The sequence below is a fragment of the Pseudomonas sp. CH235 genome, assembly GCF_004368175.1.
In the GTDB taxonomy this organism is placed as follows: Bacteria; Pseudomonadota; Gammaproteobacteria; order Pseudomonadales; family Pseudomonadaceae; genus Aquipseudomonas; species Aquipseudomonas paraglycinae.
Genome location: NZ_RRZJ01000008.1, coordinates 61,927 through 83,190, shown reverse-complemented (window position 1 = coordinate 83,190; position 21,264 = coordinate 61,927). Strand labels below are relative to the sequence as shown.

The 21,264-nt window shown below is 60.5% G+C and carries 18 protein-coding genes and 1 tRNA gene; 6 read left to right on the top strand and 13 right to left on the bottom strand.

Annotated features, from left to right (window positions below):
- Window positions 1-111: 111 nt before the first annotated feature.
- The 5 genes from EIY71_RS11175 to rimO form a co-directional block, all read right to left on the bottom strand.
- The gene (locus EIY71_RS11175) at window positions 112-882 is read right to left on the bottom strand and encodes an SDR family oxidoreductase (protein WP_085748158.1); all 771 of its coding nucleotides are present in this window, start codon (window positions 880-882) and stop codon (window positions 112-114) included.
- Window positions 883-1,038: 156 nt separating this feature from the next.
- The gene (locus EIY71_RS11170) at window positions 1,039-1,506 is read right to left on the bottom strand and encodes a DUF1456 family protein (RefSeq protein ID WP_085748159.1); all 468 of its coding nucleotides are present in this window, start codon (window positions 1,504-1,506) and stop codon (window positions 1,039-1,041) included.
- Window positions 1,507-1,579: 73 nt separating this feature from the next.
- Window positions 1,580-2,290, bottom strand: a complete 711-nt coding sequence (locus EIY71_RS11165) for an rRNA pseudouridine synthase (RefSeq protein WP_102686584.1) — start codon at window positions 2,288-2,290, stop codon at window positions 1,580-1,582.
- Window positions 2,291-2,374: 84 nt separating this feature from the next.
- Window positions 2,375-2,848: a GNAT family N-acetyltransferase gene (locus EIY71_RS11160; RefSeq protein ID WP_041475157.1), complete on the bottom strand. Its 474-nt coding sequence runs from the start codon at window positions 2,846-2,848 to the stop codon at window positions 2,375-2,377.
- Between the two features lie 111 nt (window positions 2,849-2,959).
- The gene (gene rimO, locus EIY71_RS11155) at window positions 2,960-4,297 is read right to left on the bottom strand and encodes a 30S ribosomal protein S12 methylthiotransferase RimO (RefSeq protein WP_102686585.1); all 1,338 of its coding nucleotides are present in this window, start codon (window positions 4,295-4,297) and stop codon (window positions 2,960-2,962) included.
- Between the two features lie 348 nt (window positions 4,298-4,645).
- Between rimO and EIY71_RS11150 the strand changes: the two genes are divergently transcribed.
- Window positions 4,646-6,487, top strand: a complete 1,842-nt coding sequence (locus EIY71_RS11150) for a potassium transporter Kup (protein WP_371857361.1) — start codon at window positions 4,646-4,648, stop codon at window positions 6,485-6,487.
- Window positions 6,488-6,553: 66 nt separating this feature from the next.
- Here the strand turns inward: EIY71_RS11150 and EIY71_RS11145 are convergent, their stop codons facing one another.
- Window positions 6,554-6,880: a DUF3077 domain-containing protein gene (locus EIY71_RS11145; protein ID WP_085748162.1), complete on the bottom strand. Its 327-nt coding sequence runs from the start codon at window positions 6,878-6,880 to the stop codon at window positions 6,554-6,556.
- Between the two features lie 500 nt (window positions 6,881-7,380).
- On the opposite strand from EIY71_RS11145, the gene EIY71_RS11140 reads away from it, so the two are divergent.
- From EIY71_RS11140 to EIY71_RS11130, 3 genes are read left to right on the top strand one after another with little or no spacing between them, the layout of a single operon-like run.
- Window positions 7,381-8,148, top strand: coding sequence for a MarR family transcriptional regulator (locus EIY71_RS11140; protein WP_134021733.1), 768 nt, complete (start codon window positions 7,381-7,383; stop codon window positions 8,146-8,148).
- 1 nt (window position 8,149) lies between these two features.
- Window positions 8,150-8,848, top strand: a complete 699-nt coding sequence (locus tag EIY71_RS11135; protein WP_085748163.1) for a hypothetical protein — start codon at window positions 8,150-8,152, stop codon at window positions 8,846-8,848.
- Window positions 8,845-9,516 (top strand): PP2C family serine/threonine-protein phosphatase, encoded by a 672-nt coding sequence (locus EIY71_RS11130; RefSeq protein ID WP_085748164.1) that lies wholly within the window; start codon window positions 8,845-8,847, stop codon window positions 9,514-9,516. Before EIY71_RS11135 ends, EIY71_RS11130 begins: the two co-directional genes overlap by 4 nt.
- A 105-nt stretch (window positions 9,517-9,621) precedes the next feature.
- Here the strand turns inward: EIY71_RS11130 and EIY71_RS11125 are convergent, their stop codons facing one another.
- The 3 genes from EIY71_RS11125 to EIY71_RS11115 all read right to left on the bottom strand — a co-directional run bounded on the left by EIY71_RS11125 (window position 9,622) and on the right by EIY71_RS11115 (window position 13,910).
- On the bottom strand, window positions 9,622-10,917 hold the full coding sequence (locus tag EIY71_RS11125; protein WP_134021732.1) for a virulence factor family protein: 1,296 nt from the start codon (window positions 10,915-10,917) through the stop codon (window positions 9,622-9,624).
- Entirely contained in the window at window positions 10,917-13,556 is a 2,640-nt protein-coding gene (gene mprF / locus EIY71_RS11120; protein ID WP_134021730.1) for a bifunctional lysylphosphatidylglycerol flippase/synthetase MprF, read from the bottom strand. Before mprF ends, EIY71_RS11125 begins: the two co-directional genes overlap by 1 nt.
- 277 nt (window positions 13,557-13,833) lie before the next feature.
- Window positions 13,834-13,910, bottom strand: a tRNA-Met gene (locus EIY71_RS11115).
- Between the two features lie 280 nt (window positions 13,911-14,190).
- On the opposite strand from EIY71_RS11115, the gene dinB reads away from it, so the two are divergent.
- Window positions 14,191-15,252, top strand: coding sequence for a DNA polymerase IV (dinB, locus tag EIY71_RS11110; protein WP_085683305.1), 1,062 nt, complete (start codon window positions 14,191-14,193; stop codon window positions 15,250-15,252).
- A 48-nt stretch (window positions 15,253-15,300) separates the two neighbouring features.
- On the opposite strand, the gene EIY71_RS11105 is transcribed toward dinB, so the two are convergent.
- The 4 genes from EIY71_RS11105 to EIY71_RS11090 form a co-directional block, all read right to left on the bottom strand.
- Window positions 15,301-16,254, bottom strand: coding sequence for a hypothetical protein (locus EIY71_RS11105; protein ID WP_134021728.1), 954 nt, complete (start codon window positions 16,252-16,254; stop codon window positions 15,301-15,303).
- Window positions 16,255-16,271: 17 nt separating this feature from the next.
- Window positions 16,272-17,987, bottom strand: a complete 1,716-nt coding sequence (locus tag EIY71_RS11100; RefSeq protein WP_134021726.1) for a proline--tRNA ligase — start codon at window positions 17,985-17,987, stop codon at window positions 16,272-16,274.
- 115 nt (window positions 17,988-18,102) lie between these two features.
- On the bottom strand, window positions 18,103-19,662 hold the full coding sequence (locus tag EIY71_RS11095) for an AmpG family muropeptide MFS transporter (protein ID WP_085748168.1): 1,560 nt from the start codon (window positions 19,660-19,662) through the stop codon (window positions 18,103-18,105).
- 43 nt (window positions 19,663-19,705) lie between these two features.
- A complete protein-coding gene (locus EIY71_RS11090; RefSeq protein WP_011332761.1) occupies window positions 19,706-20,047 on the bottom strand; it encodes an MGMT family protein in 342 nt (113 codons plus the stop codon).
- A 177-nt stretch (window positions 20,048-20,224) separates the two neighbouring features.
- Between EIY71_RS11090 and EIY71_RS11085 the strand changes: the two genes are divergently transcribed.
- A complete protein-coding gene (locus EIY71_RS11085) occupies window positions 20,225-21,232 on the top strand; it encodes a DUF481 domain-containing protein (RefSeq protein ID WP_007954986.1) in 1,008 nt (335 codons plus the stop codon).
- Window positions 21,233-21,264 lie beyond the last annotated feature (32 nt).

Genomic DNA, 21,264 nt, shown 5'->3' with positions numbered 1-21,264 from the left:
ACGCTATCGCCGGCAAGCCAGCTCCCACAGGGTTCGCGGGAGTTCGCATCATGTGTGTACACCACAAGACCTGTGGGAGCTGGCTTACCAGCGATAGCCTCACCGCCGATATCAGAGACTAAACCCGCCATCCAGCGGAATGATATTCCCGGTCATGTACGCCCCGGCGGTACTCGCCAGGCTGATCGCCAGCGCTGCCATCTCTTCCTCACGCCCCCAGCGTTTCATCGGGATCAGCGCAGTGTCTTCGGCCAGCGCCTGCTGGTCGCTGCCGATGTGCTGGGTCATTTTGCTCGGGAAGCGTCCCGGCGCGATGACATTGACGTTGATGTGCTGGCTCACCAGTTCCCGGGCGAGAATCCGCGACAGTTGATGCAGGGCCGCTTTGCTCGGTCCGTAGGCATAGGCCTGTTCACCGAAAGACGAGATCCCCGCTACCGAGCCGATGTTGATGATCCGCGCTGGATTGGCCGCCGACCCGGATTGGCGCAGCAACGGCAGAAACTGCTGGATGCAACTGAACACCGAGGTCACGTTGAGTTGCATGACTTTCTCCCAGCCCTTGACCGGGTAGCTCTCCAGCGGCGCGCCCCAAGTGGTGCCGGCGTTGTTCACCAGAATGTCCAGATGAGTGATCTGCTCGCCCAGTCGCGCGGCCAGCTCTTTCACGCCTTCTTCTGTCGCCAGATTCGCCGCCATGCCATGACACGTGCCCAGGGCACTGAGTTCTTCAGCGGTTTGATGACAGGCTTCCGCGTCACGGGAGCAGACGTACACGCGGGCGCCTGCTTCGACAAACGCCTTGGCGATCATTTTGCCGATACCACGGGTGCCGCCGGTCACCAGGGCGGTGCGGCCTTGCAGGGAGAAATACGGGTGCATGGCGAATCCTGAGGGCTAGGGTTCAGTACACCCTAGTCGCCGGCTGCGAAAAGCGGAGCCACTATTTTTGGAAGGAATGGGAGGCCATAGGGCCAGCTTCAAGTTGCGAGCGTCGAGCTACGAGTAAAAGCTTGCAGCTCGACGCCTGTCGCTGCTTTACGCTCTCACGCGGAGCGTGAGCCCCTTGAGGAAATTGCGCAGCAACTGATCGCCGCACGGGCGGTAGTTGGTGTGGCCGACCTTGCGGAACAATGCGCTCAGCTCAGGCTTGGACACCGGGAAGTCGGCAGCCTTGAGGATCGCGTGCATGTCGTCTTCCTTCAGTTCGAAGGCCACGCGCAGCTTTTTCAGGATGATGTTGTTGGTCACCGGCAGTTCGATCGGCAGCGGCGGACGGCTTTCGTCCTTGCCGCGCTTGAAGATCACCAGACCGTCGAGGAAGTGCGCGATGACTTCGTCCGGGCAGCGCACGAAACCTTCTTCGTCTTCTTCTTTCTTGTCGAGGTACGTCACGACATCGGCAAGTGTGACGTCCAGGCCGCCGAGTTTGATGATCTCGACCACTTTCTTGTCGCTGATGTCGAGCATGTAGCGCACGCTGCGCAGAACGTCGTTGTGAACCATGTGTGCAATCCTGATTGTTCGCTGTGGGCACCGAGCGGGGCGCGATGCCGGAATGTAGGGTGGCTTGCGAGCCTTAGAATTTCTCTTTGCCGGACAGGTAGCGCCATTGGCCGACCGGCACCTTGCCGATGGACACGCCGCCGATGCGGATGCGGCGGATGCCGATGACCTTCAGGCCGACCGCTTCGCAGAACTGGGCGATGATCCCCGGCTGCGGGTTTTTCATGGCGAAGCGCAGACGGTTTTCGTTCTGCCAGCTGGCCTTGACCGGCGGCAGTTCCTTTCCCTTGTGGGTGAGGCCGTGCTGCAGGCGATTGAGGCCGTGGGCAACCATGTCGCCTTCGACTTCGACCACGTATTCCTGCTCGATCTTGGCCGCGTCGGCGGTGAGCTTGCGCAGCACCTTCCAGTCCTGGGTGAACACCAGCAGGCCGCTGGCCTTGGGTTGCAGGTCGGCGCTGGCGGTCAGGCGCAGGAAGTGCCCGCGCAGCGGACGCTTGCCGTAGCGGTGTTCTACGCTGAGGGTTTCGGCGTTCAGCGACTGCATGGCGCTGTCGACATCCATGCCGGCCGGCACGTTGAGCAGGATGGTCACCGGCTCCGGCGCGGTGGCCTTGGCGTCCTTGTCGAGCTCGACCTTTTGGTCGCCGACCTTGAACTGCGGCTCGTCGATGACTTCGCCGTCCACGGTGACCCAGCCGCCCTCGATGAACAGCTCGGCCTCCCGGCGGGAGCAACCGACCAGCTCGATGAGGCGTTTGGAGAGGCGAATCGGGTCAGTCATGACAGGGGCCGTAACAAAAAAAGGGGTGGGCATTGTACCTGCCTGGGGCCGGTTAAGCCCGATTGCATTTGCGCCGTGTGGCTTTTAGCCGCGTACGGCGCGCTGCTCCGGTTGTTTCAGGCGCATGTGCAACAGCGGATACGGCTGGCCCATGCCATCGACTTCCGAGCGGCCGATCACCTCGAACCCTTGCTTGAAGTAAAACCCCAGGGCCTGCGGGTTCTGTTCGTTGACGTCCAGTTCGTCGGCGTTCAGGTGCTCCATCGCGTACTTCAGCAGTTTCTTGCCAAGGCCCTGGCCGCGATGGGCCGGGTCGATGAACAGCATTTCGATCTTGCCTGCCGCGACCCCGGCAAACCCGGTGATGCGCTGATGGCTGTCCCGGGTGCAGATCAGCATCACTGCGTCGAGGTAGCGGGTCAGCACCAGATTCTTCAGCAGCTCGATGTAGGATTCCGGCAGGAAATCATGAGTCGCGCGGACCGAGGCCTCCCAGACCCGGGTCAGTTCCTGATAATCGCTGAGTTTCGGCGTGTGGATGACCGAGTGGTGACGCATGCCCGATAGCCTCTTTGTCATGGATGAGGGAGTCCTTCCCCTCACAAACTCTAGCCGTAAAAAAGCCCCGCATCTCGTAAAAGAGAGCGGGGCTTTCTGTATTTTTCGCGCTTAGATCTGTTCGGCCCAGAGGTCGTATTCGTCGGCGTCGGTCACCTTGCACCAGACTTTGTCGCCCGGCTTCAGGTTGCTGCCGTTGTCGATGAACACGTTGCCGTCGATTTCTGGGGCATCGAAGAAGCAGCGCCCGACCGCGCCTTGCTCGTCGACTTCGTCCACCAGCACTTCGATTTCACGGCCGATGCGCATTTGCAGGCGCGCCGAGCTGATGGCCTGCTGGTGCGCCATGAAGCGTTCCCAGCGATCCTGCTTGACGTCGTCCGGAACCACTTCCAGATCCAGATCGTTGGCTGGAGCGCCTTCGACCGGCGAATACTGGAAGCAGCCGACGCGGTCGAGCTGGGCTTCGGTCAGCCAGTTCAGCAGGTACTGGAAGTCTTCTTCGGTTTCGCCGGGGAAGCCGACGATGAAGGTCGAACGAATGATCAGGTCCGGGCAGATCTCGCGCCAGTTCTTGATCCGCGCCAGGGTCTTGTCTTCGAACGCCGGGCGTTTCATCGACTTGAGGACTTTCGGGCTGGCGTGCTGGAACGGGATGTCCAGGTACGGCAGGATCTTGCCGGCGGCCATCAGCGGGATCAGCTCGTCAACGTGCGGGTACGGGTAAACGTAGTGCAGACGGACCCAGACGCCGAGGGTGCTCAGCGCTTCGCACAGTTCGGTCATGCGGGTTTTCACCGGCGCGCCGTTCCAGAAACCGGTGCGGTATTTGACGTCAACGCCGTAGGCACTGGTGTCCTGGGAAATCACCAGCAGTTCCTTCACGCCGGACTTGACCAGACGCTGGGCTTCGTCGAGCACGTCGCCAACCGGACGGCTGACCAGTTTGCCGCGCATCGACGGGATGATGCAGAAGCTGCAGCTGTGGTTGCAGCCTTCGGAAATCTTCAGGTACGCGTAGTGGCGCGGGGTCAGCTTGATGCCTTGCGGCGGCACCAGGTCGATCAGCGGGTTGTGATCCTGCTTCGGCGGCACGACTTCGTGCACCGCGTTGACCACTTGCTCGTACTGCTGCGGACCGGTGACGGCCAGCACGCTCGGGTGCACGTCACGGATATTGCCTTCTTCCACGCCCATGCAGCCGGTCACGATGACCTTGCCGTTTTCCTTGATCGCTTCGCCGATGACTTCCAGCGATTCGGCCTTGGCCGAGTCGATGAAGCCGCAGGTGTTGACCACGACCACGTCGGCGTCCTGATAGGTGGACACCACGTCATAGCCTTCCATGCGCAGCTGGGTCAGGATGCGCTCGGAGTCGACCAGTGCTTTCGGGCAACCCAGAGAAACGAAGCCAACCTTTGGATTGGCCGGCGCAGGAGTGGTGGACATGTCTAACCTCGGTGTTTTGTGACGTCGCTTGCCTGATGGCAGAAGCCGACGGACGGGCGCTTGAAGTGCGCCTCTGATCAAAAAGTGCGCAATTCTAGCGACGAGCAGCGCACTTGACCAGCTTTATGCAGGGAAATACGACGAGTGCTGCGCTATGCTTCGCGCCGTTGCGCTTTACTGAATTTTTACAGTCAAGAAAACGTCTGTTACAGGGCGTAAAAACGCGCATGCTGCACACAAAGCATAGTGCTTCATCTAAGAAGCCGGTCTGGGAATCAGGAGTGTTGGATGGGTCAGGCAAGTAGTCACGCGGCAGGCGCCGAAGGTTCGGCCACCAAGCCGCTGAGCATGCTGGTCGCGGCGGTCGGGGTAGTTTACGGCGACATCGGCACGAGCCCGTTGTACACCCTCAAAGAAGTGTTTTCCGGCGCTTACGGCGTGCCTGTCAATCACGACGGAGTGCTCGGCATTCTGTCGCTGATTTTCTGGTCGCTGATCTGGGTCGTTTCAATCAAGTACATGATGTTCGTCCTGCGCGCCGACAACCAGGGCGAAGGCGGGATCATGGCGCTCACCGCGCTGGCTCGCCGGGCAGCGGCGGGGCGCAAGCGGTTGCGTACGTTGCTGGTGGTCTGCGGGCTGATCGGCGCGGCGCTGTTCTATGGCGACAGCATGATCACCCCGGCGATTTCCGTGCTCTCGGCCATTGAAGGTCTGGGCTTGGCCTTCGACGGCATCGACCACTGGGTGGTGCCGCTGTCACTGGTGGTGCTGGTCGGGTTGTTTCTGATCCAGAAGCACGGAACGGCGCGGATCGGCATTCTGTTCGGGCCGATCATGGTCACCTGGTTCCTTGTCCTCGGCGCCCTCGGCGTCTACGGTATCAGCCACTACCCGGAAGTGCTGCACGCGATGAACCCGGTCTGGGCCGTGCGCTTTTTCATGGTTCATACCGGCATGGGCGTGGCCATCCTCGGTGCCGTGGTGCTGGCGCTGACCGGTGCCGAAGCGCTGTACGCCGACATGGGCCACTTCGGTCGCAAGCCGATTGCCCGTGCGTGGTTCCTGCTGGTGCTGCCGGCGCTGGTGCTCAACTATTTCGGTCAGGGCGCCCTGCTGCTGGAGAACCCGGAAGCGGCGCGTAACCCGTTCTACCTGCTGGCGCCGAGCTGGGCGCTGATTCCGCTGGTCGGTCTGTCGACCCTGGCCACGGTGATCGCCTCCCAGGCGGTGATTTCCGGTGCGTTCTCCCTGACCCGTCAGGCGATCCAGCTCGGTTACATCCCGCGCATGTACATCCAGCACACCTCCAGCGACGAGCAGGGCCAGATCTACATCGGCGCCGTGAACTGGTCGCTGATGGTCGGCGTGGTGTTGCTGGTGATCGGCTTCGAATCCTCCGGCGCCCTGGCCTCGGCCTACGGCGTGGCGGTGACCGGCACGATGCTGATGACCACGATTCTGGTCTCGGCAGTCATGTTGCTGCTGTGGAAATGGCCACCGATTCTGGCGGTGCCGGTGCTGCTCGGCTTCCTGCTGGTGGACGGCCTGTACTTCGCCGCCAACGTGCCGAAGATCGTCCAGGGCGGTGCCTTCCCGGTGATCGCCGGTATCGCGCTGTTCGTGCTGATGACCACCTGGAAGCGCGGCAAGCAACTGCTGGTCGAGCGCCTCGACGAGGGCGCGCTGCCGCTGCCGATCTTCATCAGCAGCATCCGCGTGCAGCCACCGCACCGCGTGCAGGGCACCGCCGTGTTCCTCACCGCCCGCTCCGACGCGGTGCCGCACGCGCTGTTGCACAACCTGCTGCACAACCAGGTGTTGCATGAGCAAGTGGTGCTGCTGACGGTGGTCTACGAAGACATCCCGCGCGTCCCGCCATCCCGACGCTTCGAAGTCGAGGCTCACGGTGAAGGCTTCTTCCGGGTGATCCTGCACTTCGGCTTCACCGACGAACCGGACGTGCCGCAGGCACTGAAGCTGTGCCATCTGGATGACCTCGACTTCAGCCCAATGCGTACGACTTACTTCCTCAGCCGCGAAACGGTCATTGCCTCGAAACTTGAAGGCATGGCCCGTTGGCGTGAAGCGTTGTTTGCGTTCATGTTGAAGAATGCCAATGGGAACCTGCGGTTCTTCAATCTGCCGCTGAATAGGGTGATTGAGCTGGGGACGCAGGTGGAGATGTAACCCCGTCTCAACTGAAAAGCCCCCGTCAGTTTTGCGGCTGGCGGGGGCTTTTTCGTTTTTGTGCCGTTACATGCTTTCTGGCAGTTCTGCCTCAGATTCGGTCTTCGTTCTCGCAGGTCGCGGCATCAGAGCCTTCATCACGTCGTCGACCAAGGCCTTGCCGACTATCGTCAGGTAATGCGCGGCCCAGGCGTGGCGGTCGCTTTCCTTGTCGTAGGCGGCATCCTCGGCGAAGGATTTGGCGAGAAACAGCAAGTCTGAAGCCTGGGACAGTGCTTCGACGATGGGAACGCCGGAGCGAACGTTGAGTAACGCCTGATCCGAGCTGTAGAGGAAAGAGGTGAAACCGATGGTTGTGAGGTCTGCGGGGGACGGCGATTTCGTTTCGGTCATGGTGCTACTCCTTGGTTCGAGGAGCTGCGACTTCCGTTACCACACGAAAGGGAGGCAGCTGTACGCAGGGTGGTAAACCGGGAACCAAGGAAACCGGCACGCCCGAAGGCGTCCCACGCACAGCTGCCATAACTCGAGATCACAGAAATGAAAGTGCCTGTGATTTAGATGAGGGCGCTGTTGCGCTGGTTTGTCCGGGTTACCACACCCGATCACTGAAGGGTCAGCGACCTCTGGAGAGTATCCCGTCGAAAAACAGCGCAACAGGGCGGCAAAGTGCCCAAACACGAGATTAGGAGTTTGCCTACAAGGTATGCGGACGTCATCTGATATTGCTACACCGGTCAGCGGAACTAAGGTGGCGAGCAATTTCAGGGACGGTGGATTTTGTGTGGGCACCACAACAAGTGAGGCCGAATAAAAGGCTTGACGATCAGATATTCTGAATGAGACAAGTGTCCACGTTTTATGGAATGTGGACACTTGGAGTTATAGGCTTCATGAAGAGTCAAGATATTTTGCTTTTGTTCAAGATGGCCAGCCTTCACGCTCAGGAGGAAAACCTCCTTGGTGTAATGGAGTCAGAGTCGAATTCGAACAGGGTTGAGGAGCTGTTGAAGCCTTATGTGGTCAGCCAAATGACCGCAGGAGGACAGGTAGGGCAGCCATTGGTCACCTACTCCACTGATGGTGAAGATACTGTATTCCGTCGACAGGACTTCGATTCGCCCCTGGACGATGAGGCGGGGTGGGAAGGGTGGTCGGAGCCGGTAGCTGTCCCGCCGCTGGCAAGCTGGAGTGAGGCTTACTCATTGCGGGCGTTGTCTGCCGCTCTCGGGCTAAGCAAAAGCGAGGTATCAAATTCCCTCGCCAGATGTCGTGAGTCCGGTCTGCTCACCAATGACTACGACACGGGGCTTGCGAAAGTTAATCGGCGGCAGCTACTAAGCATCACCGAGCACGCTCTAAAGTATTTTTTCCCCGTAAAGCCCGGCGCAATGGTTCGCGGTATCCCGACGGGTTTCGCAGCCCCGGCACTGTCCAAAAGCATCAAAAGTGCAGGCGGACTGATTCCGGTCTGGCCTGATGCATTTGGAACGGAGCGTGGTAAGGCGATAGAGCCGCTCTACAAGACAGTGCCGGAAGCCGTGAAAAAGGACAGGATTCTTTACCACTATCTTGCGCTTGCTGATGCAATCCGCCTTGGAGGCCCGCGAGAGGGCGGTGTCGCGGTCAATATTCTAAAAGCAGGGATGGGACTGAAATAACATGTCATCAAACGCTGATCACAACTACGAGCTGATAGAGTTTGTCGCCGAAGGCTTGGGAGAGGCGTTTCTCGTGGAGGTTGCGTTTGTTGGAGGTTGCACCACAGCCATGCTGGTAACCGATCCTGTTGTGCTGGACGACATTCGTTTCACCGATGATGTTGACCTGGTGATCGAGCTGGCGGGTATTAGCGCCTGGCAGCAGCTTACCGAACGATTGTCGGCCAGGAATTTCAAGATTACCGGCGAGGATGAAGTCAACTGTCGTTTCCGCTTCAACGATATCGTCGTTGATGTGATGCCATCTGATCCCGAGGTTCTCGGATATGCCAACCGCTGGTTTGTAGAGGGCTTGGCACGGGCTGATAAATTTACATTGCCCAGCGGTACCGTAATCCAGATATTCAAACCGACCTATTTTCTTGCGACAAAACTGGAAGCCTTCACCGGTCGGGGCGGTGGCGATCCATACCATAAAGATGTCGAGGACATCATTATCTTGATTGATGGACGTCCAGAGCTTTTAGAAGAGGTTCGACAAGCGGATTCCGAGCTAAAGGAGTTCATCACGACTGGAGTTCGAGCACTCAGGGGGCTCGGTGGCGTCGACTATGTGATTGAAAGCTCTGGCTCGGTACAAGCCAATCCGGGAAGAGGGCAAATCATTCATGGGCGCATGAAAGAACTGGGCAGCGCATGAAATACCACGCCAGATCGCTAACGGGGCGAGCCAGGCAAACCAATCATGACTTTGCTGGAGCGCTCTGTGATGGAGAGAGCGGCGTATTTGTTATCGCAGACGGTACTTCGAGGGTTGGCAGCGGCCAGTTGGCTGAGTCCTTTGTGAAAAGTGTTTTAGCGGTCTGGTCAAAACACTTTGATCAGGGCCTCGATATCACTGAGTACGGAGCGGTTGAACAGGTACTGGTTTCTATGCTGGCCGACCTCCATCCCGTCTTGTTTGCAAGCCAGACAGGCGCCGCTTGTTATGTGATGGGTGTCGCTGCTCATGGCAAACTCACGCTTGCGTATGAGGGTGATTGTTCTTGCGGTGTTGTGACGTCGGCAGGCGTGATCGAATGGATTACGTCGCCGCACTGTAAAGCCAATTGGAGGCGTGACCGTTCCCACTTCGAGCTGGCGCAGGATCCGGCTCGGCACCGGGTGACTCGATGCTTGAAGGTGAGTCGCCCACCGACCCCTGACTTTGTGTTTCATCCGTTGGGTTTAAGAGAGCGACTGGTGTTTGCAACCGATGGCTTTTGGGCGGAGCTAACCGAGTCGCAGCAAAGCAGCTTGTTAGAATCGCCGGATGGCAGCTGTATCGAGGTTGAAGATGACATCACATGGATAGATGTTCAGTTTTAGTCTTGGCATCGATACAGGGTTTGACTGGCAGGAAGTGCTTCAAGTTTGCGTAAAAAAGCCCCCGCAACCCTAAGGTTGCGGGGGCTTTTTTGGGGGCGCTTCAGATCACTCTTCCGCCACCTGCGCCGAGTTCTGGCGCTTCTCGATCAGATCCACCAGACGCTTGGCCAGCGCCGGGTAGTTCTCATCGAAGTGGTGGCCACCAGGCAGTTTCACTGCTTCGCCCACCGCCGTCTTGTCAGTGCAGCCGCTTTCGTCGGTTTCTTCTTCACCGTAGATGCAAACGACCTTGGCCGGTGGCAGCTTGGCCATTTCCGGGCCGGTGGCGGCTTCTTTGCCGGCGTTGCCGAGCCAGCCTTCGACTTCGATTTCGAAGCTGCCGGTGCGGGCGAAGGCCAGCAGGATGATTGCGTCGACGCGCTGCTGCTCGGTTTCCGGCAGGCGGTTGTAGATGGCCGGCAGGACGTCGGCGCCGAATGAGTAACCGGTCAGGATGAAGCGCTTGGTGCCCCATTTCTGGCGGTAGTGCTGCATCAGTTCGGTCAGGTCCAGGGCGCTCTGTTCCGGGCTCTTGTGCTGCCAGTAGTAGCGCAGGGTGTCGATGCCGACGACAGGGTAGCCGATCTTGGCCATTTCACCGGCCACGTCGCGGTCGAGGTCGCGCCAGCCGCCGTCACCGGACAGGAACAGGGTCACAGTGTCCTTGGCCTGGCCGGCCGGGACTTCCACCACCGGGATCTGCAAGCCGCCGTTGGCCTTGTCGCCGCCGACGAGGATCTTGCGCAGTTCGTTGTTCAGCACTTGCGGCAGGTTGATGTCGTAGTCGCTGATGCTGGTTTCTGCGTTCGGTTGATCGCGTACGAAACCGGCGCTGGTGTCGTCCGGGTTGTCGTTCCACGCCACCAGCCAGTGGCCGTGGGCGGCGGCTTTTGGCAGCAGGTGGGTGCAGCCGGGTTTTTCCAGGGCCAGGTCGACCGATACGGCTTGCGCCTTGTCGTCCTTCTGCTCGGACAGCCAGCGCCACGCCAGCACGGCGCCAGGGCCGATGCCGCTGACCAGCGTCGCCGGGCCGTTCAGTTCACGCAGGCCGGCTTGCAGGGCGCGGCTTTGCAGCAGGCAGTCCTTGGGCAGGATCACCTGGACGATCTGCGCCGAGGCGCTGCGGCTCAGGGTGGTCAGTTGCTTGTCACTGAGCTTCTGGTCGTCGTTGACCGCCACCAGCACCTGAGCCTTGGGCTTGGTGCCAGGGATAACCCGGGTCATGGCGGCGCCATCGGCCGGGGTGAGCTGTTCGAGGGTCGGTTCCGGTGCCGGGCGTTTGAGGTACCAGAAACCGCCGCCGGCAATCGCGGCCAGCACCAGCAGTGCGACCAGGATGTACTTCAGGGAGCGTTGAATCATCAGCGTTTCACCAATCCAGTCAAGCCGCCCGCGATCAGGGCAGCAGTGTCGGCCAGCGCCACCAGCGGATCGAGTCCGGCTGGCACGGCCATATAACGGGGTTCCCAGTCAGGCTGGAACTTGTCTTTGAAGCGGCGCAAGCCTTGGAAGTTGTACAGCTGCTCACCACGGCGGAAAACCATCGAGCCCAGACGCTGGGTCAGCGGTGCCCCGCGCCGGGGTTGCAACCCCGACAGCGGCACCATGCCCAGGCTGAAGCGCGCGTATCCGTGACTCTTATAGTGTTGAATCAGACCGACCATCATGAATTCCATGGTCAGCTTGGGGGCGTCCGGGTGCGCGCGCATCAGGTCGAGACTGGCCAGGTCATGGCTGTAGGTCTCGAGCAGGTTGGCGAACGCCACCGGGCGGCCTTCGAAGCGAATTACCGCGATGCGGAAATGCTTCAGGTAATCGTCGCTGAAGCGGCCGAGGGAGAAGCCTTTCTCGCGCACGTTCTTGCCGGTCAGCCAGGCATCGGAAATCACCTTGAGCTCATCCATCGGCGCCTGGCCCGGCTCATGGATTTCCAGCGAAAGGCCGTCGCGGGTGCCACGGTTCCAGGTGTAACGCAGGTCTTTCATCTCCTTGCCCTTGGCTTCCAGGTCAAAACGATGCAGATCGACCCGGGCTTCTTCGCCGAGCTTGATCGCGGTCAGGCCGATGTCCATGTAGTACGGCAGGTTCTCGGCGCGCACCTGATAGAACACCGGGCGGGCGTGATGGATGTCGCACAGGTCGCGGAACTGCCAGATCATTTCGGCCCGTTGCTGGCCGGGGCCGATCGGGTCGTACAGGGCCACGAGGCTGCGGCCGCGACGGGCGTACATCAGGAAGGCTTCGTCGTTGGGATGAAACAGCAGCGCCTTGTCGCCGGTCAGGGCCAGGCCGCCGTCCGGTTGCGAGGAGGCCATCAGAATCTTCGAGGCGCGTTCCAGTTCATCCGGTGTCGGCAGATGGATCACCGGGCGAGCGGTGCGCAGCAGCCAGGTCAGGGCGATTACCAGCAGCAACACGGCGGCGCCGAGCAGAGAGCGCAGGCCGCGCGGGGCGTCGGCGTCGAGGGTGAACTGCCACCACAGTTGATGGCTGTACGGAACGTCCTGATAAGCGAACAGCAAAAGCCAGGTCGAAGCACCGAGTACGCACAGACTGGCCACCAGATACAGCGGCGAGAACGGCAGTTCGGTCAGGCGGCTTGGGCGGTAGAACGAACGACGGAACACCCCCAGTAGCGCGGCGGTGAGGGTCATCAGGGTCGCTTCTTCCCAGTCGAAACCCTTGAGCAGCGAGAGCAGGGCGCCCACCAGCAAAAGAATGGTGGTCAGCATCCACGCCGCCGACAACCGGCGACGCAGGCCCTGGGCGAGCATCAGGCACAGCACGCCGATCAGGCTGGCGCCAAAGTGCGAGGCGTCGACCAGACGGTGAGGAATCAGAAAACCGATGTGTTCCAGACGGGTGTCGATCTCTGGCGTCGCGCCGGAAAACAGCAGCACCACGCCGGACAGGAACACCAGCACCGCGAGAATCGGTGCTGCCAGGCCGGAAGCCGCACGCATGGTCTGCGACTGAAACAGGCGCTGGCCTTCGTTGATCAGCAACAGCACGCAGGCCACCAGCAACGGCAGCACCACGTAGATCAGGCGATACAGAAGCAGGGCGGCAGCCAATGGCGCGGCGCCGAGTTTGTCGGCAAACGCCGCGAGCAGAATGGCTTCGAAGACACCTACGCCACCTGGAACGTGACTGAGTACACCGGCGGCCAGTGCCAGCAGATAAACCAGCAGGAACGCACCGAAGGGCGGCGCTTCCGGCAGCAACAGATAAAGGACGGTTGCAGCGGCGGCGACGTCGAGGGCGGTGATGACCAGTTGCAGGAACGTCAGGCGACGACCCGGCAGGCGCAGGGTGCGACGACCGGCACGGACCAGCAGGTTTTCCGGATAAGGTTGTTCCGGCAGGCGCCGGCGATAGATGCCGATGGCCAGGATCGCGCCGAGCAGCAGCACCACGCCGGCAACCGTCCCCAACAAGGTCTCGGAGAGCCCCAGTGCCTGTGAGGCGGCGGGCAGGTTGCTCAGGGTCGCAAGCGCGGCCAGCGGCGGCAGAGCGCAGCCCAGCGACAGGCTGGCGAACAGGGTCATGTGCGCGACTTCGGAAGCGCCCAGGCCATGGCGTGCATATAGACGGTATCGCACCGAGCCACCGGACAGCATCGACAGGCCGATGGCGTTGCCGATGGCAAACGCGGTGAAGCCGCCCAGTGCCAGCACTTTCGGCGCCAGCGTCACGCGAGCATAACGGCTGGCCGACCATTCGTAGCCGAGCAGAATGATGAAGCCGACGACTGTCGCACCGAGGGCACCGAGCAGGGCCGGTTTCGGCACGTCGAGAATCGAGTCGTGCAAGGCGTCGAGATCGAGTTCGCTGAGCAGATGGCGACAGGCAATCAGCGCAATGGCGAACAGCAGCAAAGTGACCGCCAGACCGATCGGTTGCCGGTATTTGCTGATCCGATCCAGCAGGCGCAAACGCTCAGGTTTGATCGGTGGGTTTGCTGTGACGGTGTCTTGTGAATCAGACGAGTTGGCGCGCATCAATCACCTCTTGGATTGTGCGCGACAGGATGGAGGTATCCAGCCAAGTTACCAATCCCTGTAGAAAAAAATAATCACAAAATACTACGCCTCTCACCGGGTATCGGCGAGGGCAGCTCCTGGATTGCAGACGCCTTGCCCGCGACTTCAAGCATAGTCGCAACTTGGCGGTCTTCAGATCCTGAACGGTACTGCACAGTGACAGATCATTGTTGCGAAAGGACTTTTTCCACAGATACAAAAAAGGCCACTCTTTCGAGTAGCCTTTTTTGATGTTTGGTTGCGGGAGCCGGATTTGAACCGACGACCTTCGGGTTATGAGCCCGACGAGCTACCAGACTGCTCCATCCCGCGTCTGTGTGGCGGCATTCTACAGGGGAACGCCGGGGTGTCAACCTTCAATTTGGATAAAACCTCTTCAGCTTCAATCGGTTAGCGCTGACGGACGGTCTTTTCGGGGGCTGCAGGTCAGGCAGGGCAAGGGTTTCAGCTCTATTGGAGGTTGGTTTTCGATTGAGAAAATAAATTCAAAGTCCGTTTCCTACAAACTGAAAAGAACATTCCTACCACTGGTGCTATATACAGGTGTCAGTGAGATACTGCCGGTCCGGCTCGCCACGTTTACTTTTCTGTCATGACTCAGCGAAAAATCATCCACGTCGACTGTGACTGTTTCTACGCCGCCATCGAGATGCGGGATGACCCGAGTCTCGCCGGCAAGCCGTTGGCGGTGGGTGGCTCGGCGGACAGGCGCGGGGTGATCGCCACCTGCAACTATGAGGCGCGGGCTTATGGCGTTCGTTCGGCGATGTCGTCCGGGCATGCCTTGAAGCTGTGCCCGGACCTGACCATCGTCAAGCCGCGAATGGATGCCTATCGCGAGGCCTCGAAGGAAATTCATACGATCTTCAGCGATTACACCGACCTGATCGAGCCGCTTTCCCTGGACGAGGCCTATCTTGATGTCTCGGACAGCGCGCATTTCGGCGGCAGCGCCACGCGCATTGCCCAGGACATTCGTCGCCGGGTTTCCAATCAATTGCACATCACCGTCTCCGCCGGCGTGGCGCCGAACAAGTTTCTGGCCAAGATCGCCAGCGACTGGAGAAAGCCCAACGGATTGTTCGTGATCACCCCGGATCAGGTCGAAGACTTTGTCAGTGGTCTGCCGGTGAGCAAGTTGCACGGGGTGGGCAAGGTCACCGCCGACAAGCTGAGCAGGCTCGGTATCAGTGACTGTCTGCAATTGCGCGAGTGGGACAAGCTGGCGCTGGTGCGGGAATTCGGCAGTTTTGGCGAGCGATTGTGGAGTCTGGCCCGTGGGATTGATGAGCGGTTGGTACACAACGACAGTCGCCGTCAGTCGATCAGTGTCGAAAACACCTACGACGTCGATCTGCCGGACCTGCGCAGTTGCCTCGACAAGCTCCCGGAATTGCTGGAAACCCTGAAAACCCGCATGGCGCGGATCGACAGCAGCTACCGGCCGGGCAAGCCGTTCGTCAAAGTGAAGTTTCACGATTTCACCCAGACCACGCTGGAGCAGGCCGGGGCAGGGCGGGATCTGGGCAGTTACCAGTTGATGCTGACGCAAGCGTTCAATCGCGGTGGCAAACCGGTACGGCTATTGGGAGTGGGTGTGCGGCTCGAGGATTTGCGCGGCGGGTTCGAGCAGATGGAGCTGTTCGAGCGATAGACGAGCAAAAAAATGCCCGAAGCAGGTTCGGGCATTTTTTCAGGGGTTTCAGTTCGGCCCCGGATCCGCCACCAGACGCCCCGCATCCCGGGTCAGGGACTTGAGGAATTCGGCCTGCAACTCGGGATCGTTGCGGGTCAGTTCGATCAGGCTTTGTTCCAGCTCACTGGCTTCTTCTTCCAGACCCAGTTCCGACAGACGCTTGACCCGGTGCACCCACTGGCTCACTTCGTCGTCTTCCAGATCGTCGTAGATCAGCCCGTGAGCTTCCAGCAGCTTGCCGCGCAGGTGAGTGCTGATCGCCAAAGACGAGTCGGAATGCACGTCATCCTTGCTGTCTTCGACGCTGATCTGCAGTTTGCCCACATGATTGAGGTCGTTTTCGGCGAACGGGCTGTCCAGCAGGTTCAGGCGCAGCACGCCGTTTCGATCGGTGGTCATGTCGAAGGTCTGCTTGCCAACCTTGACCTGAACCGGGCGCTCGCTCCACGGCAGGCTCGAATATTCCGTGCGCTTGTCGCGCTGGACTTCGTCGATGCCGGCCAGGTTCTGTTGCGCGCGACCGTTGGATTGCACGTTCATGAACGGGTTGAGGCCGGCGAAACCGTAGCTGAGCCAGTCCCGTGTCACGCTGTCGGGCAGATTGCCGAGGGCAAACACGTTGACCACGTTCGCGCCGACGCCGCCGACCACCGCCACCGCGCCCAGCGGAATCTCGTAGATCTCCCGCCATGGCTGGTAAGGCGTGTAACGGTCGTAATGGCGGGTGACCTCGAACTCGGTGACTTCGAAAGTCTTCTGTTCGTTGATCTTCACGCGCCGTTGCGGCAGCTCAAGCACCTTGGGCTCGCCGACATCGATCTGCAGGCTGTGATCGAGCAGTTTGCGCTCGACACGTTCCTCGTGCTCGCTGCGTTGTGACATGTGATTGGCACAGCCGCTGACCAGCAGGGTGCCGCACAGGGCGGCACCACCGAGGCCTAAGGTGTTTCGCTTGAACATGACGTCTCTATCTGGTTTCAGCGGCGGATACGGGCCTGAAGGAAAGACAGCACGTCGGCAACCGGCAGCGCTTGCGCCTGGCCTTCGGTACGGCTCTTGTATTCCAGGTTGCCTTCGGCGAGGCCGCGGTCGCTGACCACGATCCGGTGCGGAATGCCGATCAGCTCCATGTCCGCGAACTTGATGCCCGGGCTGGTTTTCTTGTCGCGGTCGTCCAGCAGCACTTCGAAGCCGGCCGCGGTCAGTTCCGCGTACAGCTTGTCGGTGGCTTCGCGCACCAGCTCGGTTTCATAGCGCAGCGGCACCAGGGCGATCTGGAACGGCGCCAGGGTGTCGCTCCAGATGATGCCGTTTTCGTCGTTGTTCTGCTCGATGGCTGCAGCCACCACGCGGGAAACACCGATACCGTAGCAACCCATTTCCAGGGTCACCGGCTTGCCGTTCTCGCCGAGCACTTCGCACTTCATCGCCTTGCTGTACTTGTTGCCCAGCTGGAAGATGTGCCCGACTTCGATGCCGCGCTTGATTTCCAGGGTGCCCTTGCCGTCCGGGCTTGGGTCACCAGCTACAACGTTACGCAGGTCGGCCACGGTCGGAACCGGCAGGTCACGCTCCCAGTTCACGCCGAAGTAGTGCTTGTCGTCGATGTTGGCACCGATGGCGAAGTCGCTCATCAGCTCGACCGAACGGTCGATGATGATTGGCAGCGGCAGGTTCAGCGGGCCGAGGGAGCCGGCACCGGCGCCAATGGCGTCACGCAGTTCGCCATCGGAGGCCATGACCAGCGGGCTGGCAACACCAGGTTGCTGGGCAGCCTTGATTTCGTTCAGCTCGTGGTCGCCACGGATGATCAGTGCAATCAGCTTGCCTTCTTCTTCCGCGTGCACGATCAGGGTCTTGATGGTCTTTTCAATCGGCAGATTGAATTTCTCCACCAGGGCCGCGATGGTCTTGGTGTCTGGTGTGTCGACCAGGCGCAGCTCTTCGCTTGGCGCGGCGCGCGAGGTTTCACGCGGCACGGCTTCGGCCTTCTCGATGTTCGCCGCGTAGTCGGAACCGTTGCTGAAGACGATGTCGTCTTCGCCGGACTCGGCCAGCACGTGGAATTCGTGGGAGCCGGCGCCGCCGATCGACCCGTTGTCGGCTTCCACCGGACGGAACTTCAGGCCCAGGCGGGTGAAGATGTTGCAGTACGCTTCGTGCATGCGGTCATAGGTGATCTGCAGCGACGCCTGATCCGCATGGAAGGAGTACGAGTCCTTCATGATGAATTCGCGACCGCGCATCAGGCCGAAGCGTGGACGGATTTCGTCACGGAATTTGGTCTGGATCTGGTACAGGTTGATCGGCAGCTGTTTGTAGCTGCTCAACTCGTTGCGCATCAGATCGGTGATCACTTCTTCGTGGGTCGGGCCCGCGCAGAAATCACGACCGTGGCGGTCTTTGATGCGCAGCAGCTCAGGGCCGTATTCTTCCCAGCGTCCCGATTCCTGCCACAGCTCGGCCGGTTGGGTGCTCGGCATCAACACTTCCAGAGAGCCGGCGGCGTTCATTTCTTCGCGAACGATGGCTTCCACCTTGCGCATCACTCGCAAGCCCATCGGCAGCCAGGTGTACAGGCCCGAGGCGAGTTTGCGGATCATGCCGGCGCGCAGCATCAGCTGGTGGCTGATCACGACCGCGTCGGAAGGCGTTTCTTTCTGTGTGGCGAGCAAAAATTGACTGGTGCGCATGGTTGGCCGTTGTCGGTTGCTATGACTGGAAATGACGGAGCAGTGTAACGGCGAGATCCGCCGACGTACAGAAGTGCAACCCCGGCGCGAAGCCTCTCGCCGGGTGCGAGATGTCTTACGATTCTTCCACGACGGAGGTCGGTGCAGGTTCCGGGGTCGGCGTCGGGCCTTCGCGGCGGCTTTCCTGGAACCAGTGCAGGGCGATCAGCACCAGGGTCGGAACACCGAGCAGCGCGGTGATAAGGAAGAAGTTGTGATAACCGAATTTCTCCACCATCACCCCGGAGTAGCCGCCGATCAGGCGTGGCAGCAGGAGCATGATCGAGCTGAGCAGGGCGTACTGGGTGGCGGAGAACTTCAGGTTGGTCAGGCTCGACAGGTAGGCGACGAACGCCGAGGTGGCCAGGCCCGAACTGAAGTTGTCGAGGGAAATCGTCACCACCAGCATCTGCAGGTTCGGGCCCATGTCGGCCAGCATCAGGAACAGCAGATTGGTGCCCGCCGACGCGGCACCGCCGATGAACAGGATCGGCAGGATACCGAAGCGCACGATCAGCAGACCGCCCATGCCGGCGCCGACGAGGGTCATGATCAGACCGAAGATCTTGCTGACGCTGGCGATCTGGTCCTTGGTGAAACCCTGGTCGATGTAGAACACGTTGGCCATCACGCCCATCACCGTGTCGGACATTCGATAGGTGGCGATCAGGCCGAGCAGCAGCAACGCCTGCCAGCGGTAGCGCAGGATGAAGTCGTTGACCGGTGTCAGCACCGGCGCCAGACCGCGACGGCCCATGGCCGAGAGGCACAGGCAGGTCAGCGTGGTGTAGAGAATCGCGCGCAAGAACGCCCGGTCTTCCAGCAGCAGGTCCAGCGGGCTCATGTCGCCAAACAGCACGCTGGCGAAATCGGTGTTGTAGAGCTGGGTGAACATGGCCGGCACGGAGACCAGCAAAATGATCAGCACGAACACCGACATCAACTGATGCATGAAGGTGTAACGCCCCGCCTGCAACTGGGTGCGCAACGGCACCGGCGGCTCGCGCATCAGCAGGGTGGTGAGCAGGGCAGGCACCATCAGGGCACCGAACAGCACGTAGGTGCCGGTCCAGGCCGAATGCTGGTACTTGAAGCCTGTAGAGCCGAAGCCCTCGGCGAAAAACAGCGCACCCGCGGTCGCGAGCAGGGCGGCGATCCGATAACCGGACATGTAACTGGCGGCCAGTGCGGCCTGGCGGTTGTCTTCGGCGATTTCCAGTCGATAGGCGTCGACGGCGATATCCTGGGTGGCGGAGGCGAATGCAACGACCACCGCGATGGCGATCAGCCAGGACAGGTGTTTTTGCGGGTCGCAAAAGCCCATGCCGATCAGACCGAGGATCACCAGCGTCTGTGAAAGTACCAGCCACGAACGGCGACGACCCAGCTTGCCCAGCAGCGGCAGGCGCCATTGGTCGAGCAGGGGCGACCAGACCCATTTGAAGGCGTAGGCCAGACCGATCAGGCTGGCGTAGCCGATCGTCTCGCGGGCCACACCGGCTTCACGCAGCCAGACCGAAAGTGTCGAGAACACCAGCATGTACGGCAGGCCGGCGGCGAAACCCAGCAACAACAGCACGAGCGTCGAAGGACTGGCATAGGCGGCGAGCGCGGCGCGCCAGGTTTTACGGGGCATGGGCTGAAGTCTGCCTCAAGATTGCGAAAACAAAGCGCGCACTCTAACCGCTGTGCTCTACCGGACGCCAGCCATGGCGCCGAATATCCACACGATTGTTCAGGACGGTGATGCCTTCCATGCGCAATCGAGCCCGCTGTTCGTCCCCGGACGGGCTGCCCGCCGGCAGGCTGATCCGACCGCCGGCGCCGAGTACGCGGTGCCAGGGCAGTTTGGTGTCGCCGGGCAATTGGCTCAGGGTCCGGCCGACCCAGCGGGCGGCGCGCCCCAATCCCGCCAGTTCGGCCAACTGACCATAGCTGACGACTTTGCCCTCAGGCACTTGGGCGAGGGTGGAATAGAGTGCCGTGCGTCGGATTTGCGGATCGTTTTCGCAGGCATGCATCGGGTCTGTCACGTGCGCGGTTCCTGAACTTGATCGCGTTATGTGCTTAAGCGTAATCGGTGGAGGGGCAATTGAGAAATGAACTCAACAGAATTAGCCGGGTCACTCCTTGTCAGGGAATTATTCCTACGGATAATGCCGACCCTTTTTTCGCAAACTTGAGTCTTCGATTCGCTTATGTTGTCCAGAACCCTGCTGTGCCTTGCTGTCTTCAGTGCGTCCACACCTTTGCTTGCCGACACCGTCTGGTTGAAGAACGGTGACAAGCTGAGCGGTAAAATCACGCTGTTCGACGGCGGCAAGTTGCTGGTCCAGACCCAGTACGCCGGGGCCGTGACCATCGACTGGAAGCAGGTCAAGACTCTGGAGAGCGATCAGGAGTTGCTGGTCAAGCAGGACGCCTACAATGGCGAGAAGGCCAAGTCGCTGAGCGCCGCCGAAGACGGCAAGGTCACCCTGGCCAACGGCGAAGCGCCGAAAACCGTGGAGCTGGCGAGCATTCAGCAGATTCTCAAGCCCAAACCGGTGGTCGAGGATCTGGTGTGGAAGGGCAATGTCGACCTGGCGCTGGATTACCAGCGTGCGGAAAAGGACACCGACGACTACGACATCGGCTTCAAGACGTCCGCCCGCCATGGTCGCTGGCGGCACACCGCCGAGGGCGAGTACAACCGCGAAGTGCAGGACGACGTGACCACCACCGACAACTGGCGCGCCGAGTACGCACTCGACCGCTTCCTGACGGACAAGTGGTTCTGGCAGGGCCGCCTGAACTACAAGCGCGATCACATCGAAGAGCTGGCGCGCCAGCGCGTGGTCGGTACCGGTCCGGGTTACCAGTTCTGGGATGACGAGCTGGGGGCGTTCTCCCTCGGCTCGCTGCTCAACCGCACGGACTACCAGTACCGCGATGGCAGCAAGGACAACTTCTATTCAGTCGCCATGAAGTGGGACTACAACCGCTACCTGATCGGCAAGAAAGTCGAGTTCTTCACCAATGGCGAAGTCGGCAAGCCGTTGTCCGGCGTGGCTGACTACGCGCTGGATGCGGAAATGGGCCTGCGCTACAAGGTCACCGACTGGGCATCCCTCAACCTCAAGGCTGAGCGCGACATCATCAGCGGCACCGAGGATGCGGACTTGAGCAAGACCCGCTACACCGCCGGCTTCGGCGTCGCTTGGTAAGCAACAAAAAAGATCGCAGCCTTCGCAGGCTG